At 30.7% G+C, this 14,502-nt stretch carries 10 protein-coding genes and 3 pseudogenes; 9 read left to right on the top strand and 4 right to left on the bottom strand.

The annotated features are described in order from the left end of the window. Positions 1 to 126: 126 nt before the first annotated feature. From acs to FBE93_RS07680, 5 genes are all read left to right on the top strand, one after another. On the top strand, positions 127 to 2,100 hold the full coding sequence (acs, locus tag FBE93_RS07700; RefSeq protein WP_165434344.1) for an acetate--CoA ligase: 1,974 nt from the start codon (positions 127 to 129) through the stop codon (positions 2,098 to 2,100). An 81-nt stretch (positions 2,101 to 2,181) separates the two neighbouring features. Next, positions 2,182 to 3,006 (top strand): UTP--glucose-1-phosphate uridylyltransferase GalU, encoded by an 825-nt coding sequence (gene galU / locus FBE93_RS07695; RefSeq protein ID WP_002932627.1) that lies wholly within the window; start codon positions 2,182 to 2,184, stop codon positions 3,004 to 3,006. After that, positions 3,000 to 4,220 (top strand): glucose-6-phosphate isomerase, encoded by a 1,221-nt coding sequence (locus tag FBE93_RS07690; protein ID WP_002932629.1) that lies wholly within the window; start codon positions 3,000 to 3,002, stop codon positions 4,218 to 4,220. Before galU ends, FBE93_RS07690 begins: the two co-directional genes overlap by 7 nt. 126 nt (positions 4,221 to 4,346) lie before the next feature. Next, the gene (locus tag FBE93_RS07685) at positions 4,347 to 4,796 is read left to right on the top strand and encodes a Dps family protein (protein ID WP_002851546.1); all 450 of its coding nucleotides are present in this window, start codon (positions 4,347 to 4,349) and stop codon (positions 4,794 to 4,796) included. A gap of 64 nt (positions 4,797 to 4,860) precedes the next feature. After that, positions 4,861 to 5,898: an ATP-binding protein gene (locus FBE93_RS07680; RefSeq protein WP_002867075.1), complete on the top strand. Its 1,038-nt coding sequence runs from the start codon at positions 4,861 to 4,863 to the stop codon at positions 5,896 to 5,898. On the opposite strand, the gene FBE93_RS07675 is transcribed toward FBE93_RS07680, so the two are convergent. Genes FBE93_RS07675 through coaE form a run of 3 tightly spaced genes read right to left on the bottom strand, consistent with a single transcriptional unit; the run spans position 5,895 to position 7,952 of the window. Then, positions 5,895 to 6,626 (bottom strand): glucosaminidase domain-containing protein, encoded by a 732-nt coding sequence (locus tag FBE93_RS07675; RefSeq protein ID WP_002932406.1) that lies wholly within the window; start codon positions 6,624 to 6,626, stop codon positions 5,895 to 5,897. The two genes, FBE93_RS07680 and FBE93_RS07675, sit on opposite strands and share 4 nt — an antisense overlap. Continuing rightward, a complete protein-coding gene (gene dapF / locus FBE93_RS07670; RefSeq protein WP_002932404.1) occupies positions 6,601 to 7,350 on the bottom strand; it encodes a diaminopimelate epimerase in 750 nt (249 codons plus the stop codon). The genes FBE93_RS07675 and dapF overlap by 26 nt, the downstream gene beginning before the upstream one ends. Then, a complete protein-coding gene (coaE, locus tag FBE93_RS07665; protein WP_002932402.1) occupies positions 7,347 to 7,952 on the bottom strand; it encodes a dephospho-CoA kinase in 606 nt (201 codons plus the stop codon). The genes dapF and coaE overlap by 4 nt, the downstream gene beginning before the upstream one ends. Positions 7,953 to 8,012: 60 nt before the next feature. On the opposite strand from coaE, the gene purM reads away from it, so the two are divergent. Then, positions 8,013 to 9,002: a phosphoribosylformylglycinamidine cyclo-ligase gene (purM, locus tag FBE93_RS07660; RefSeq protein WP_165434343.1), complete on the top strand. Its 990-nt coding sequence runs from the start codon at positions 8,013 to 8,015 to the stop codon at positions 9,000 to 9,002. Between the two features lie 20 nt (positions 9,003 to 9,022). Here the strand turns inward: purM and dcuC are convergent. After that, positions 9,023 to 10,473, bottom strand: a pseudogene (gene dcuC, locus FBE93_RS07655) (C4-dicarboxylate transporter DcuC). A 206-nt stretch (positions 10,474 to 10,679) separates the two neighbouring features. Here dcuC and cas9 point away from each other — a divergent pair. From cas9 to cas2, 3 genes and pseudogenes are all read left to right on the top strand, one after another. Next, positions 10,680 to 13,632: pseudogene (gene cas9, locus FBE93_RS07650) on the top strand (type II CRISPR RNA-guided endonuclease Cas9). Next, positions 13,625 to 14,014 (top strand): annotated as a pseudogene (cas1, locus tag FBE93_RS07645) (type II CRISPR-associated endonuclease Cas1); the annotation flags it as partial. The pseudogenes cas9 and cas1, both read left to right, overlap by 8 nt. Then, positions 14,007 to 14,438, top strand: coding sequence for a CRISPR-associated endonuclease Cas2 (gene cas2, locus FBE93_RS07640; RefSeq protein ID WP_002780988.1), 432 nt, complete (start codon positions 14,007 to 14,009; stop codon positions 14,436 to 14,438). The pseudogene cas1 and the gene cas2, both read left to right, overlap by 8 nt. Positions 14,439 to 14,502 lie beyond the last annotated feature (64 nt).

Genomic DNA, 14,502 nt, shown 5'->3' with positions numbered 1-14,502 from the left:
AATTTTAAATAAAATATTACAAATATTCCCATTTTTTATAAAATTTATCTTAATTATTTTTTAAATTTGTATTTAATACAAATAAACTCTTATATAATGTTTAAAAATAACCATAAAGGAGTTTTTATGCTTAATCAAAATAATCAAGAGCTTTTTAAGCCAAGTAAAGAATTTTCTCGTAATGCTCGTATAAAAAATTTATGTGAATACTATGATTTATGCGATGAAGCCAAGGAAGATTTTGAAGGTTTTTGGAAAAGACAAGCACTTGAGAAGATCGAGTGGTTTTCGCCTTTTTCAAGAGTGTTAAATGAGGATAAAGCTCCATTTTATAAATGGTTTGAAGGTGGAACTTTAAATGTAAGTTATCAATGTCTTGATCGTCATATGAAAACAAGACGCAATAAAGCTGCTTTGATTTTTGAAGGTGAAATGGGGGATTATGAAGTTTATACTTATAGAAGATTATTGCATGAAACCTGCAAAACAGCTAATTTACTTAAAAAATTCGGAGTAAAAAAAGGCGATAGGGTTGTAATTTATATGCCTATGATTCCAGAAACAGCCATAGTGATGTTAGCTTGTGCAAGGATTGGGGCTATTCATAGTGTGGTATTTGGAGGGTTTTCTCCTGAAGCCTTAAGAGATAGAATTATAGATGCAGGAGCTAAACTTGTAGTAACGGCTGATGGTGCTTTTCGTCGTGGCAAACCTTATATGTTAAAACCTGCAGTAGATAAGGCTTTAAGTGAAGGGTGCGAAAGTGTAGAAAAAGTACTTATAGTTATACGCAATAATGAACCTATAGAATATATTAAAGGAAGGGATTATGTTTATAACGAACTTGTGAAAAATGAGTCTTATAAGTGTGAACCCGAAATCATGGATAGCGAGGATTTGTTGTTTTTGCTTTACACTTCAGGATCAACAGGTAAGCCAAAAGGAGTTATGCATGCAAGTGCAGGATATATAATTTGGGCACAAATGACTATGGAATGGGTTTTTGATATTAAAGATTATGATAATTATTGGTGTAGTGCTGATGTGGGTTGGATTACAGGACATACTTATGTAGTTTATGGGCCTTTAGCATGTGGAGCAACGACTATAATGCATGAAGGAACTCCTACTTATCCAAATTCTGGGCGTTGGTGGAGAATGATAGAAGAGTATCAAATAAGCAAATTCTACACTTCGCCAACTGCCATAAGAATGCTTCATGCTGATGCACCTGATGAGCCAAGAAAATATGATTTAAGTACGCTTGAAGTGCTTGGAACGGTTGGAGAGCCTATCAATCCTAGTGCTTGGAAGTGGTTTTATGATGAAATAGGGGGAACTAAAAGTCCTATAGTCGATACTTGGTGGCAAACAGAAACAGGTGGGCATATGATCACGCCTTTACCAGGCGCTACTCCTTTAAAACCAGGTTGTGCTACCTTGCCTTTGCCAGGAATTTTTGCAGAAGTTATTGATGAAGAAGGCAATAAAAAAGATGAAGGTGAAGATGGATTGCTTTGTATAACCAAACCTTGGCCTTCGATGATTCGTGGAATTTGGGGTAATGATGAACGCTATATAGAAAGTTATTTTTCTCAAGCTAGAAAAGATGGAAAAGCTGTATATTTTAGTGGCGATGGTGCTTTTTATGATAAAAATGGTTATATAACTATCACAGGAAGAACAGATGATGTGGTTAATGTTGCAGGACATCGTATAGGAACGGCTGAAATTGAAAGCGCTATTGCTAAACATCCAAGTGTAGCAGAATCAGCTGTAGTGAGTATTTTGGATGCGATTAAGGGCGAGTCACTGTTTGCTTTTGTGGTTTTAAGTCCTGCATCCAGTTGTGATCTTGGCGGAGCTATAGAAACTTTAAAAGAACTTAATGACATTTTAAGAGTAGAAATAGGACCTATAGCTAAAATAGAAAAAATTCTTTATACTCCAGGTTTGCCAAAAACTAGAAGTGGTAAAATAATGAGAAGAATTTTAAGAACTATAGCAAGAGGTGAAGAAATCAAACAGGATATTTCAACGCTCGAAGATTCTGGAGTAGTAGAAATCATTGTTAAATTAGCTAAGGCAGAGTTTGAATAACAAGGCAAAAAGAACTTTGCCTTGTTGCATAAAAATTCATAAAAATAAGCTATAATGATAAAAAAATAAAAGGAAATTTTTATGCTTCAAACTTGTATTTTCCCTGCGGCAGGTTATGGGACGAGATTTTTACCTGCAACAAAAACTTTACCTAAAGAGATGTTACCTATCTTAACTAAGCCTTTGATCCATTATGGGGTTGATGAAGCTTTGGAAGCAGGAATGGAAAATATGGGCTTTGTCACAGGACGTGGAAAAAGAGCTTTGGAGGATTATTTTGATATTTCTTATGAACTTGAGCATCAAATTTCAGGTACAAAAAAAGAATACTTGCTTGATGAAATTCGCTCTTTGATCAATCGTTGCACCTTTACTTTTACAAGACAAAATCAAATGAAAGGCTTAGGTGATGCGGTTTTAAAAGGTAAACCTTTGGTTGGCGATGAAGCTTTTGGCGTAATTTTGGCTGATGATTTGTGTGTCAATGAAGAAGGCTTAAATGTTATGGCTCAAATGGTAAAAATTTATGAAAAATATCGCTGCACCATCATAGCTGTGATGGAAGTACCAAAAGAACAAGTTTCAAACTATGGAGTAATTTCTGGAAATTTTGTAGAAGAAAATCTTATCATGGTTAATTCTATGATAGAAAAACCAAGTCCTGATGAAGCTCTAAGTAATCTTGCTATCATAGGAAGATATATTTTAACTCCTGATATTTTTGGAATTTTAGAAAATACTAAAGCAGGAAAAAATGGCGAAATTCAACTTACCGACGCGCTTTTAACTCAAGCAACCAATGGTATGGTTTTAGCTTATAAATTTCAAGGGAAACGCTTTGATTGTGGAAGTGTAGAAGGCTTTGTAGAGGCGACAAATTATTTTTACGAGAAAAGTAAATGTTAAACAATACACTTTTTTTTAAACAAAGTGAAATTCACACTATAAGCTCTTATGCAAATCGTATTAATGATGAGGTAAAAAGTGGAGATATAGGGTATTATCATCTTATTGACACAAGCTTAAGCCTGATTGATGAGAGTTTGGCTTTTATCAAAGACAAAGAACACATAAAAAATATTGTTTTAGTGGGAATGGGAGGTTCAAGTTGTGGTGTAAAAGCCTTGCGTGATATGCTTTTTAATGAAAAAAGCAACCAAAGAGAGCTTTTTATACTCGATAACACAAGTTCACATTCTTTTAATAAGACTTCAGAAAAAATCAAGCTTGAAGAAAGTTTGTTCTTAATCATCAGTAAAACAGGTAGCACTATAGAAGTTGTATCGCTTTTTAAACTTCTTATTGAACATTTTAAACTTGATATGCAAGAATTAAAAAAATACTTTGTTTTTATTACCGATAAGGATTCAAAACTTCATCAAGAAGGTGAAAATTTAGGTATTAAATGCTTTTTTATCCCTGCAAATGTAGGAGGTCGTTTTAGCATACTTTCAGCTGTAGGTATAGTTCCACTTTGTTTTTGTGGCTATAATGCCAAAGCTCTTTTAGAAGGAGCTAAAGCTTGTTTTGAAGATTTTTTTACTCATAAAAAAGATGAAATTTTACAAAAAGCCTATCATTATTGCACACACAAAAATGCCAATATCAATGTACTTTTTTCATATAGCGATGCTTTTAAAGGCTTTAATGAATGGTATATCCAGCTTATTGCTGAAAGTTTAGGTAAAAAGCAAGGCTACAAACGCATAGGTTTAACTCCTATTGCACTCATTGGAGCAAGAGATCAGCATAGTTTTTTACAACTCATTATGGATGGACCTAAAAATAAAACTGTAACTTTTTTAAAAATCAAAGACGCTCAAAAAGCGCCTATTATCCCTGATATTCATTTTAAATTTTTAGATTCTTTAAGTAACAAAGTCAATCTTCACGAACTTTTAAACGCTCAATGTGATGCAACTATGCACGCTTTAATCGCTGAAAATTTGAGTGTTGATGTGATAGAACTTGAAAAACTTGACGCTTGGCATGCGGGATATTTGATGTATTATTATGAACTTTTTACTTCAACTTGCGGTGTTATGCTAGGGATTAACACCTATGATCAACCTGGTGTGGAAGTTGGAAAGTTGATCTTAAAAAATATATTAAATTCTTAATCAAAATTCATTAAAAAAGAGTATAATGATTTTAAGTTAAAATTATAATAAAAATTTTTAATTAATAATAATTATTATTTAAGAATTTTATGTTATAATTTTAAAAATTAAAAAAAGGAGTCAATCATGTCAGTTACAAAACAATTATTACAAATGCAAGCAGATGCTCATCATCTATGGGTTAAATTTCATAATTATCACTGGAATGTAAAAGGTTTGCAATTTTTTTCTATACACGAGTACACAGAAAAAGCTTATGAAGAAATGGCAGAACTTTTTGATAGTTGTGCTGAAAGAGTTTTACAACTTGGCGAAAAAGCTATCACTTGCCAAAAAGTTTTAATGGAAAATGCAAAAAGTCCAAAAGTTGCAAAAGATTGCTTTACTCCGCTTGAAGTCATAGAACTGATCAAACAAGATTATGAATATCTTTTAGCAGAATTTAAAAAACTCAATGAAGCAGCAGAAAAAGAAAGTGATACCACAACAGCTGCTTTTGCGCAAGAAAATATCGCAAAATATGAAAAAAGTCTTTGGATGATAGGCGCTACTTTACAAGGTGCTTGCAAAATGTAATTTAAGGGGCTTTATGCCCCAATTATACAAACTAGGTTATAATATCCTTTTTTAAAGGATAAAATTGAAAGTACTTAATTTTTTTTATGAAAACCACCCTAAATTTGAAGTAAGTTATGAAAGAAAAAATCAAATTTCAAAACCAAATATTATCATAAAAGGCCCACGATTTTGTGGTAAAAAAACACTTATTTTTAATTTTTTATCTCAATTTAAAGCAAGTGAAATTTTGTTTTTAGATTTATATGATACACGCTTTGAAAAACAAAGTTTAGAAAGACTTGCTGATTTTCTGAATGAAAATTTACAAATTAAAATTCTTTGCCTTTATAATTTGGATTTTATCCCTAATTTAGAAAAAATTAAAATTCCCATCATCTTAAGTACAAATATAAAAGATTTAAATATAAATGGGTTTGAAGAGCTTGAACTTGATTATTTTGATTTTGAAGAATTTATTAGTGTAAGTAAGAAAAATTTACCTATAAATAATTTAGTGGGTCTTTTTTTGCAAAGTGGACGCAGTAAATTTGGAGAAAAAAACATACTTCTAAGACAAAGCTTCACTCTTTTAGAATTAGAAATTTTAAAGTATTTAGCTTTAAATTTGGGTCAGCAAATCAGTATTTCTAAGATATTTATAGAACTCAAAAAAAGATTAAAAACTTCAAAAGATAGTGTTTATCAAGCTATAAAAAAATTAGAAAATACTTATGTGATCTATACTTTAAAACATGATGAAAAAAAACTTCAAAAGATTTATTTTAAAGATTTTGGCCTAAGAAATAATCTTTGTATTTCAAAGGATTTTTCACATTTATTTGAAAATTTAGTTTTAAGCGAGTTATTTAAATTTAAAGAAGAATTTTTTTATAACAAATACTTTAACTTTTATAGCCAAATATCTAAAATTGCTTATATTTCAAGTCCAACTTTAGATATTGATTTGATTAAATTACGTGCTAAGAAAATTTTACCAAAGGCTTTAGAACTTGGAATTTTTCATGTGATTTTTATCACTCTTTCAAGCGAGGATAATTTTTTTGAGCAAGGGGTTAAATTTGAAGTCATATCTTTTGATAAATTTTCACTTGGATTTTAGGTGTTGTTTGAGTTTGTATCGTATTTTTCAAGGTTGTATCGTTTGATGATTTTTGTAATAAGATTGATATAATATCCCTTGCGTTCAGAATAAGAATCTAAAGTTTTAATAGCCTCTAGCCCTGTTATCTCTTTGCCTTCGCTTTCAAATTTAGCTCTTACATCGCGAAACTTTTCATAAGCAAAATGACGATTTAAATTTAAAACATAAGAGTCAACACTATCTTGCAGACTATCAAAAATCTTAATTTTATGTTTTTTATCTGGATGTCTTAAATCAGGAATTAAACCTTTCTCACCCCAAGTCCATTCTCCAAAAAGATTGTTTGCTTCTCTTGCGAAGCGACTGGTACCTGTAGCACTTTCAACTAAAGCTTGGGCTATACCCATGGATTTTGGAATTTTTTGAATACGTTTTTTATATTCTGCAAAATCATAAAGATTTTCAATGCGATATTTGTTTTTTATCGTGATAAGTTTTTCAAGATTTATTTGGTTTGAAGTCCTAAAGCCTGTTTTGTAAGCATCTTTAAAAAAGGCTTCGATAAAGGCTCTTTCTTGTTCAATTTTTTTAAAGCTTTGATCAAACATTTCATTCATTTTTATAAAAAAAATTTGTCTTTTTTGATCTATATCAAGTTTGTAATATTCCTCTCCAAATCCACTCTTTAGATCATCAGCAAAAAGTGGGATTAGAAAAAGACTAAGAAAAATTATAATTGGCTTCAAAACAATACTTTACCTTTCCCTCAAAAAATAATTCTTCATTTTTATATGTAAACCCCACCTCTTCACCACTTTTAGGAGTTATTTTAACTTTATTTTGTACTTTTTTATTTAAAAATGCCAGATAAAAACAAGCCCCCATTCCTGTGCCGCAAGCTAAGGTTTCATCTTCAACTCCGCGTTCATAGGTGCGAACTTTTAAATGATTTTCATCTAAAATTTTTACAAAATTAACATTGGCATTATATTTTTGTCTCATTTTTTGACAAAGCATTGTATCAAATTCATCTAAATTTTGACAAAAATGTACTAGATGTGGAACTCCAGTATCGCAAAGTTGCCAAGTTTTTCCTAATTCTTCAAAAGTATTTTGCACGCTTTTTATTTTGCCTAAAGATACTTCAACTTTATTTTGATTTACCTTTGCTTTTATTACTCCTGCGCCAGTTAAAAAACTCATGTTAGGATTTATTTTGTTATTATGATGTGCAAAATGTGCCGCAGCCCTTGAGCCATTGCCACACATAGCAGCCCTTGAGCCATCGTTATTATAAAATTCCCATTCAAAGTCGTATTTTTCATGAGGCAATATCACGATAAAGCCATCCGCACCTATACCCTCATAACGATTACAAAGTTCTTTAGCTAAAGCACTTCTATCTTCTTTTCTATCAGCATTTGTTATGACAAAATCATTCCCACTTGCACAATATTTATAAAATTTCACATTTTTCCTTTAGAAATTTCTTGTATTACTTTAACACATTCTTGCCTAAAATCGGCATAAGAATTAGTATTTTTAATGATAAAATCTGCTTTTTTAAGTTTTTCTTCAATATCTATTTGAGAATCAAGTCTTGCTTTTGCAGCTTCTAAGCTGAGCTTATCTCTTTGCATGATTCTTTTAAGGCTTAATTCTTTAGGTGTGTAAATTACTATGACTTTGCCTAAATTTTCATAAGCACCGCTTTCAAAAAAAAGAGGAATTTCTACAAAAAAAGATTTATTTTCTTTATCTAGAATTTGCATTTGTTCTAAAATTTTAGCTCGAATTTTAGGATGAGTGAAATTTTCTAAGGTTTTTTTAGCTTCTTTGTTGTTAAAAACAATTTCTCCAAGGGTTTTTCTATCGATTTTCTTTTCTTTTGTGAGTAAATTTTTTAAGCTAAAGGGAGAAAAAATCTTTTCAAGTTCTAAAGTATTTTCATCTAAAATTTCATGAGCGATTTTGTCTGCGCTAATGCTTTTAAAGCCTAAAGAATTCGCTATTTCTATAAAAGTGCTTTTACCACAAGCAATTGAAGCGGTTACAAAAAAAGTATTTTTCATCTTATGCCTTATTAAAACTTTTTTCGTTAAAATACCTTTTTAGTTCTTAAAGGAAAATAAATGAAAATTTCATATGAAGATGCAGGCGTAAGTATAGATAATGGAAATGCCTTTGTAGAGGCTATAAAACCTTTGGTTAAAGAAACTTTTAATGATAATGTTGTAGGTGGAATTGGTTCTTTTGCTGGTGCTTTTAGAATGCCAAGTGGTTTTAAAAAGCCTGTGATTTTAGGTGCAACAGATGGGGTTGGTACCAAGCTTCGCTTGGCAATTGATGCTAAAAAATATGATACTATAGGGCAAGATTTAGTAGCAATGTGTGTGAATGATTTGATTTGTAATTTTGCTACGCCTTTGTTTTTCCTAGATTATTATGCTACAGCCAAGCTCGAAGTAGAAGTAGCAAAGGCTGTTGTATCAGGCATTGCCAAGGGATGTAAGATGGCAAATTGTGCATTAATTGGCGGAGAAACTGCTGAAATGCCTGGAATGTATGCAAAAGATGATTTTGATCTTGCGGGTTTTGCAGTGGGTATGGCTGAAGAAGATGAGATTGATAGAAGTAAATTTGTTAAAAATGGTGATATTTTATTGGCACTTCCTAGTTCAGGACTTCATTCAAATGGTTATTCTTTAGCTAGAAAAGTACTTTTTGAAAGTTTAAAATTAAAATTTGATGACAAGATAGAGGGTAAAAATTTAATTGATATTTTGTTAGAACCTACAAGGATTTATGTGCGTGATTTTCTTACGCTAAAGCCTTATATCAGTGCTCTAGCTCATATTACAGGGGGTGGTTTAGTAGAAAATTTACCACGCGTTTTACCTCGTGGTATGGGTGCAACTATACGCAAACATCATCTTAAAACTCCTGAAATTTTTTATACTATAGGACAGGCTGTAGAAGAAAGCGAAATGTATAGAAGCTTTAACATGGGAGTAGGTTTAGTAATGGTTGTAGATTCTTCTAATGTAAGTAAGATTTTAGAAAATTCAGATGCCTTTATTATCGGCGAAATTTGCATTAATGAAGGTGTTGTTTTAGAATGAAAATAAAGCGTCAATACGCTTTATTTTTGTATTTTAAGTTCTATTTTTGTAGTGCTTTGTTCTTTTGGCAAAGGATTGGTTTGTGCTAGATAAAAGGCTACAAGTATATTTACAAGCATAGCAATAAGTAAAAGAGGAGTGGTTCGTTTTATAATATCCATTGGAGCTACTTTTGCAAATCCAGCTAAAGCTATGATTCCGCCTGCTATTGGTGAAGCTGCACGACCTAAACAAGATGCAATTTCTATAGGTAAAACTAGAGTAATAGGCGCAATGCCTAATTTTGTAGCTATATCAGGAGCTAGTTTGCCAAAAGCATTAAAAGCAGCAATTCCACTTCCCATAATCACTGTGGCAAAATAAACTAAAAAGCTTAAAATAGCTATACTCAAAAGAATTCCAAACCATGCAAAATTTCCTGTTCCAAGATTTGAAACCGCGTTAGCAAGGATATTAACTCCACCAAGTGCTTTAATACCTTCAGCAAATACTCCAGCGGCGATGATTATGCTTACGACTGAGATAAAAATTTCAGCCATAGCTTTTAAAATCACCATCATATCTTCGCCTAATTTTCTAGCATTTCTGTGTCTTGCAAATTCAACAAGAAAAACTAAAGAAATGCTTACAAAATTTGCTGTCACAACATCGAGCTTGATAGTAAAAAAATACGCTGTAAATAAAAATACAACAGGTAACCAAGGAAAGAGTATGTAAAAAGTAGGGCATTTAGGATCAATGATTTGCGGAATTTCAACTTCATCATTTAAAACACCTTTTTCTTTATCTCTTTTATCAATCCAAGCAAAATAAAAAGGAATCAAGATGGCAATAACTACAACATAGGCAATCACACTATAAATTTGGTAATTTAAAAAAAGCCCTACGACATTATCACTTTGTCCTACCATATCTGCCATATTGATTGAATTTCCATCTTTTGGACCATAATCAAGTGCAATTAAAGAAAGCACACATACAGCTGTAATAGGACGGATTTTAAGTGAGATTAAAACGGGATAAATACATGCTAACAAAAGCAAAAGCAATCCAGCATAGCTAGAAATGACGATTTTTAAAGCCATTCCAACAACAAAAGTTCCACTTAAAATCAAGTATTTATTTTTTTTCCTAAGGGTTTATTTGCTAAAAAAGCAAGTTTTGCCGAAGCATTGATATGTTTCATATAGGCAGCAAAGCCTGCCACACTCATGATAATAAGTCCTACTCCAGAAAGCTGACTTTTAAAAGTCGTTGTGATAAAAGCATAGCTATCAAGTAAAACATTCAAAAAGCTTGTATGTTCTCTACTTGGAGCTTTTGGTATAGGTGTTCCTGTGATATAAAAAGCAAAAATAAGCAAGATAATACCTGAAAGAAAAAATACAAAAATGGGATTGTATTTTTTGAGTATATAATAAGCAACAACAATTACCGCTAAAAGTGTAGAACATATCATAAAAATTGGCATGATTTCTCCTAAGGTTATTATTAGCTTTTATTTTATTTTAGCTAAAATTTAACTAATAAATATTTTTCATTTAAAATTTTACTTATTTTTTGCATTATAAAATTAATAATATGTATAGTTTGGTTACTGAAAGGTTTATGTTTGTATAAAAAATGATTTTTATATTATAATTATAAACAAATCATAAATATTAAAAAGGATCTAGTGTGGCAAGAATTTTGGCATTTGATATAGGAATAAGCTCTATTGGCTGGGCATTTAGCGAAAATGATGAGTTAAAAGATTGCGGAGTTAGGATTTTTACAAAGGCTGAAAATCCTAAAACAGGAGAATCCTTAGCCTTCCAAGACGCCTTGCAAGAAGTGCTAGAAAACGCCTTGCTAGACGCAAAGCAAGGCTAAATCACTTAAAACATTTAATCGCAAATGAATTTAAGTTAAATTACAAAGATTATCAAAGCTTTGATGAAAGTTTAGCCAAGGCCTATAAAGGCTCTTTAATTAGCCCTTATGAGTTAAGATTTAGAGCTTTAAACGAGCTTTTAAATAAGCAAGATTTTGCAAGAGTGATTTTACATATTGCAAAAAGGCGTGGTTATGATAATATAAAAAATAGCGATAATGAAGAAAAGAGTGAGATTTTAAAAGCTATCAAGCAAAATGAAGAAAAACTAGCAAATTATCAAAGTGTGGGCGAGTATCTTTATAAAGAGTATTTTCAAAAATTCAAAGAAAATTCCAAAGAATTTATAAATGTTAGAAATAAAAAAGAAAGTTATGAACGCTGCATAGCGCAAAGTTTTTTAAAAGATGAATTAAAGCTTATTTTTAAAAAACAAAGAGAATTTGGCTTTTCTTTTTCAAAAAAATTTGAAGAAGAGGTGCTTAGTGTAGCATTTTATAAAAGGGCTTTAAAAGATTTTTCTCATTTGGTGGGAAATTGTAGTTTTTTTACCGATGAAAAAAGAGCGCCAAAAAATTCGCCCTTAGCCTTTATGTTTGTAGCGCTTACAAGAATTATCAATCTTTTAAACAATCTTAAAAATACTGAAGGAATTTTATATACAAAAGATGATTTAAACACGCTTTTGAATGAAGTTCTAAAAAACGGCACTCTAACTTATAAACAAACAAAAAAGCTTTTGGGTTTAAGTGATGATTATGAATTTAAAGGAGAAAAAGGAACTTATTTTATTGAGTTTAAAAAATATAAAGAATTTATAAAAGCCCTAGGTGATCATAGTTTAAGCCAAGATGATTTAAATGAAATAGCAAAAGATATTACCCTTATAAAAGATGAGATTAAGCTTAAAAAGGCTTTAGCAAAATACGATTTAAATCAAAATCAAATTGATAGTTTAAGCAAATTGGAATTTAAAGACCATTTAAATATAAGTTTTAAAGCCTTAAAACTTATCACTCCTTTAATGCTTGAAGGTAAAAAATACGATGAAGCTTGTAATGAGCTTAATTTAAAAGTAGCAATCAATGAAGATAAAAAAGACTTTTTACCCGCATTTAATGAAACTTATTATAAAGATGAGGTAACTAATCCTGTGGTTTTAAGGGCGATTAAAGAATACAGAAAGGTCTTAAATGCTTTACTTAAAAAATACGGCAAAGTGCATAAAATAAACATTGAATTAGCAAGAGAAGTAGGTAAAAATCACAGCCAAAGAGCTAAAATAGAAAAAGAGCAAAATGAAAACTACAAGGCCAAAAAAGACGCCGAACTTGAATGTGAAAAACTAGGCTTAAAAATAAATAGTAAAAATATTTTAAAATTAAGATTATTTAAAGAACAAAAAGAATTTTGTGCTTATAGTGGGGAAAAGATTAAAATTAGCGATTTGCAAGATGAAAAAATGCTTGAAATTGACCATATTTACCCTTATTCTAGAAGTTTTGATGATTCTTATATGAATAAGGTTTTAGTTTTTACCAAGCAAAACCAAGAAAAACTTAATAAAACCCCCTTTGAAGCCTTTGGCAATGATAGTACAAAATGGCAGAAAATTGAAGTTTTGGCAAAAAATTTACCTGAAAAAAAGCAAAAAAGAATTTTAGATAAAAACTATAAAGACAAAGAGCAAAAAGACTTTAAAGATAGAAATCTAAACGATACTCGCTATATCGCAAGGCTTGTTTTAAACTATACTAAAGATTATTTAGATTTTTTACCTTTAAGCGATGATGAAAATACAAAGTTAAACGACACACAAAAAGGCTCAAAAGTGCATGTAGAAGCAAAAAGCGGTATGCTAACATCGGCTTTAAGACACACTTGGGGCTTTAGCACTAAGGATAGAAATAATCATCTTCATCACGCCATCGATGCAGTAATTATTGCTTATGCAAACAACTCTATCGTAAAGGCTTTTTCAGATTTTAAAAAAGAGCAAGAAAGCAACAGTGCAGAACTTTATGCAAAAAAAATTAGTGAATTAGATTATAAAAACAAAAGGAAGTTTTTTGAGCCTTTTAGTGGTTTTAGGCAAAAGGTTTTAGATAAAATTGATGAAATTTTTGTCTCAAAACCTGAGAGAAAAAAGCCAAGCGGAGCTTTACATGAAGAAACATTTAGAAAAGAAGAAGAATTCTATCAATCATACGGCGAAAAGAAGGAGTTTTAAAAGCCCTAGAGCTTGGTAAAATCCGCAAAGTAAATGGTAAAATTGTTAAAAATGGCGATATGTTTAGAGTGGATATTTTTAAACACAAAAAGACAAATAAATTTTATGCTGTGCCAATTTATACTATGGATTTTGCCTTAAAAGTATTGCCAAATAAAGCTGTAGCACGAAGTAAAAAAGGTGAGATAAAAGACTGGATTTTAATAGATGAAAATTATGAGTTTTGCTTTTCTTTATACAAAGATAGTTTGATTTTAATTCAAACTAAAGATATGCAAGAGCCAGAACTTGTTTATTTTAATGCTTTTACAAGCTCTACTGTTAGTTTGATTGTTTCAAAACACGATAATAAATTTGAAACGCTAAGCAAAAATCAAAAAATATTGTTTAAAAATACAAATGAAAAAGAAGTAATCGCAAAAAGCATAGGAATTCAAAATCTAAAAGTATTTGAAAAATACATAGTTTCAGCACTTGGAGAAGTGACAAAGGCTGAGTTTAGACAAAGAGAAGATTTTAAAAAATGAGTTACGATGAAGCTTTTAAAACACTGCTTTAAATTATGGCTATGCAATCATTAGGGCTTGTATTATTAGAGCAGTTTGCATAAGTGGGCTTTTGCCTTGGCTTGGCATAAAGCACGATAATATTTATAATGCCTTTGCACTTTGTGATGATTTGATAGAAGTGTTTAGAGCTAGTGTTGATGATTGTGTTTTAGAACTTGTGGGTGAAAGTGAGTTTTTAAGCAAAGATGATAAAAGAGCATTGATTGGCAATTTACAAAGTAAAATTAATTTTGATGGGCAAAATTATCCTTTAAACAGAGCGATAAATCATTATGTGGCAAATTTTAAAAATGCTTTATTGTATGAAGATGAGCTAAAGATAGTGAAATTTGATGATTGAAGATAAATTTATGCGCGTGCTTTTGATGTTTGATGTACCAACTAAAAGTAAAAAAGAGCAAAAACTAGCAAGTAAATTTAGAAACAATCTTATAAAATTAGGTTATTTTATGCTGCAATTTAGCGTTTATATGCGTATTTGCAAGGGTTTAAGTTCTGCAAAAAGTTCTATTGAAAATGTAAAAAAGATTTTGCCACCTTATGGAAATGTAAGGGCTTTAATCATCACTGAAAAGCAGTTTGATAAAATGGAACTTTTGCTTGGTGGCATAGTTTTTAATGAAAAAGTTAATAACGAAACCAATTTAACGCTTTTTGATATAGATAGTCATGGAGAATTTAAATACAAAAATTCAAATAATGAAGAAATACAACTAAACAAAAAACAAGAAAAATACCATCAGCAAAATTTATTTGAATTTTAAGCGGTTTTAGGGGATTGTAACCCCGCAGAGTCCCGCACTCTTTATTTTAGTCCCTTTTTAAATT

This window comes from Campylobacter sp. CFSAN093229 (assembly GCF_011068225.1).
Classification (GTDB): Bacteria; Campylobacterota; Campylobacteria; order Campylobacterales; family Campylobacteraceae; genus Campylobacter_D; species Campylobacter_D jejuni.
Note: the sequence above shows the minus strand (reverse complement) of the source record. Positions and strands in the feature narration are given on the sequence as shown.

Excerpts from the sequence above, each read along its gene's own strand:
- acs (WP_165434344.1), top strand. The coding sequence starts at position 127 with ATGCTTAATCAAAATAATCAAGAGCTTTTTAAGCCAAGTAAAGAATTT.
- galU (WP_002932627.1), top strand. The coding sequence starts at position 2,182 with ATGCTTCAAACTTGTATTTTCCCTGCGGCAGGTTATGGGACGAGATTT.
- FBE93_RS07690 (WP_002932629.1), top strand. The coding sequence starts at position 3,000 with ATGTTAAACAATACACTTTTTTTTAAACAAAGTGAAATTCACACTATA.
- FBE93_RS07685 (WP_002851546.1), top strand. The coding sequence starts at position 4,347 with ATGTCAGTTACAAAACAATTATTACAAATGCAAGCAGATGCTCATCAT.
- coaE (WP_002932402.1), bottom strand. The coding sequence starts at position 7,952 with ATGAAAAATACTTTTTTTGTAACCGCTTCAATTGCTTGTGGTAAAAGC.
- purM (WP_165434343.1), top strand. The coding sequence starts at position 8,013 with ATGAAAATTTCATATGAAGATGCAGGCGTAAGTATAGATAATGGAAAT.
- cas2 (WP_002780988.1), top strand. The coding sequence starts at position 14,007 with ATGATTGAAGATAAATTTATGCGCGTGCTTTTGATGTTTGATGTACCA.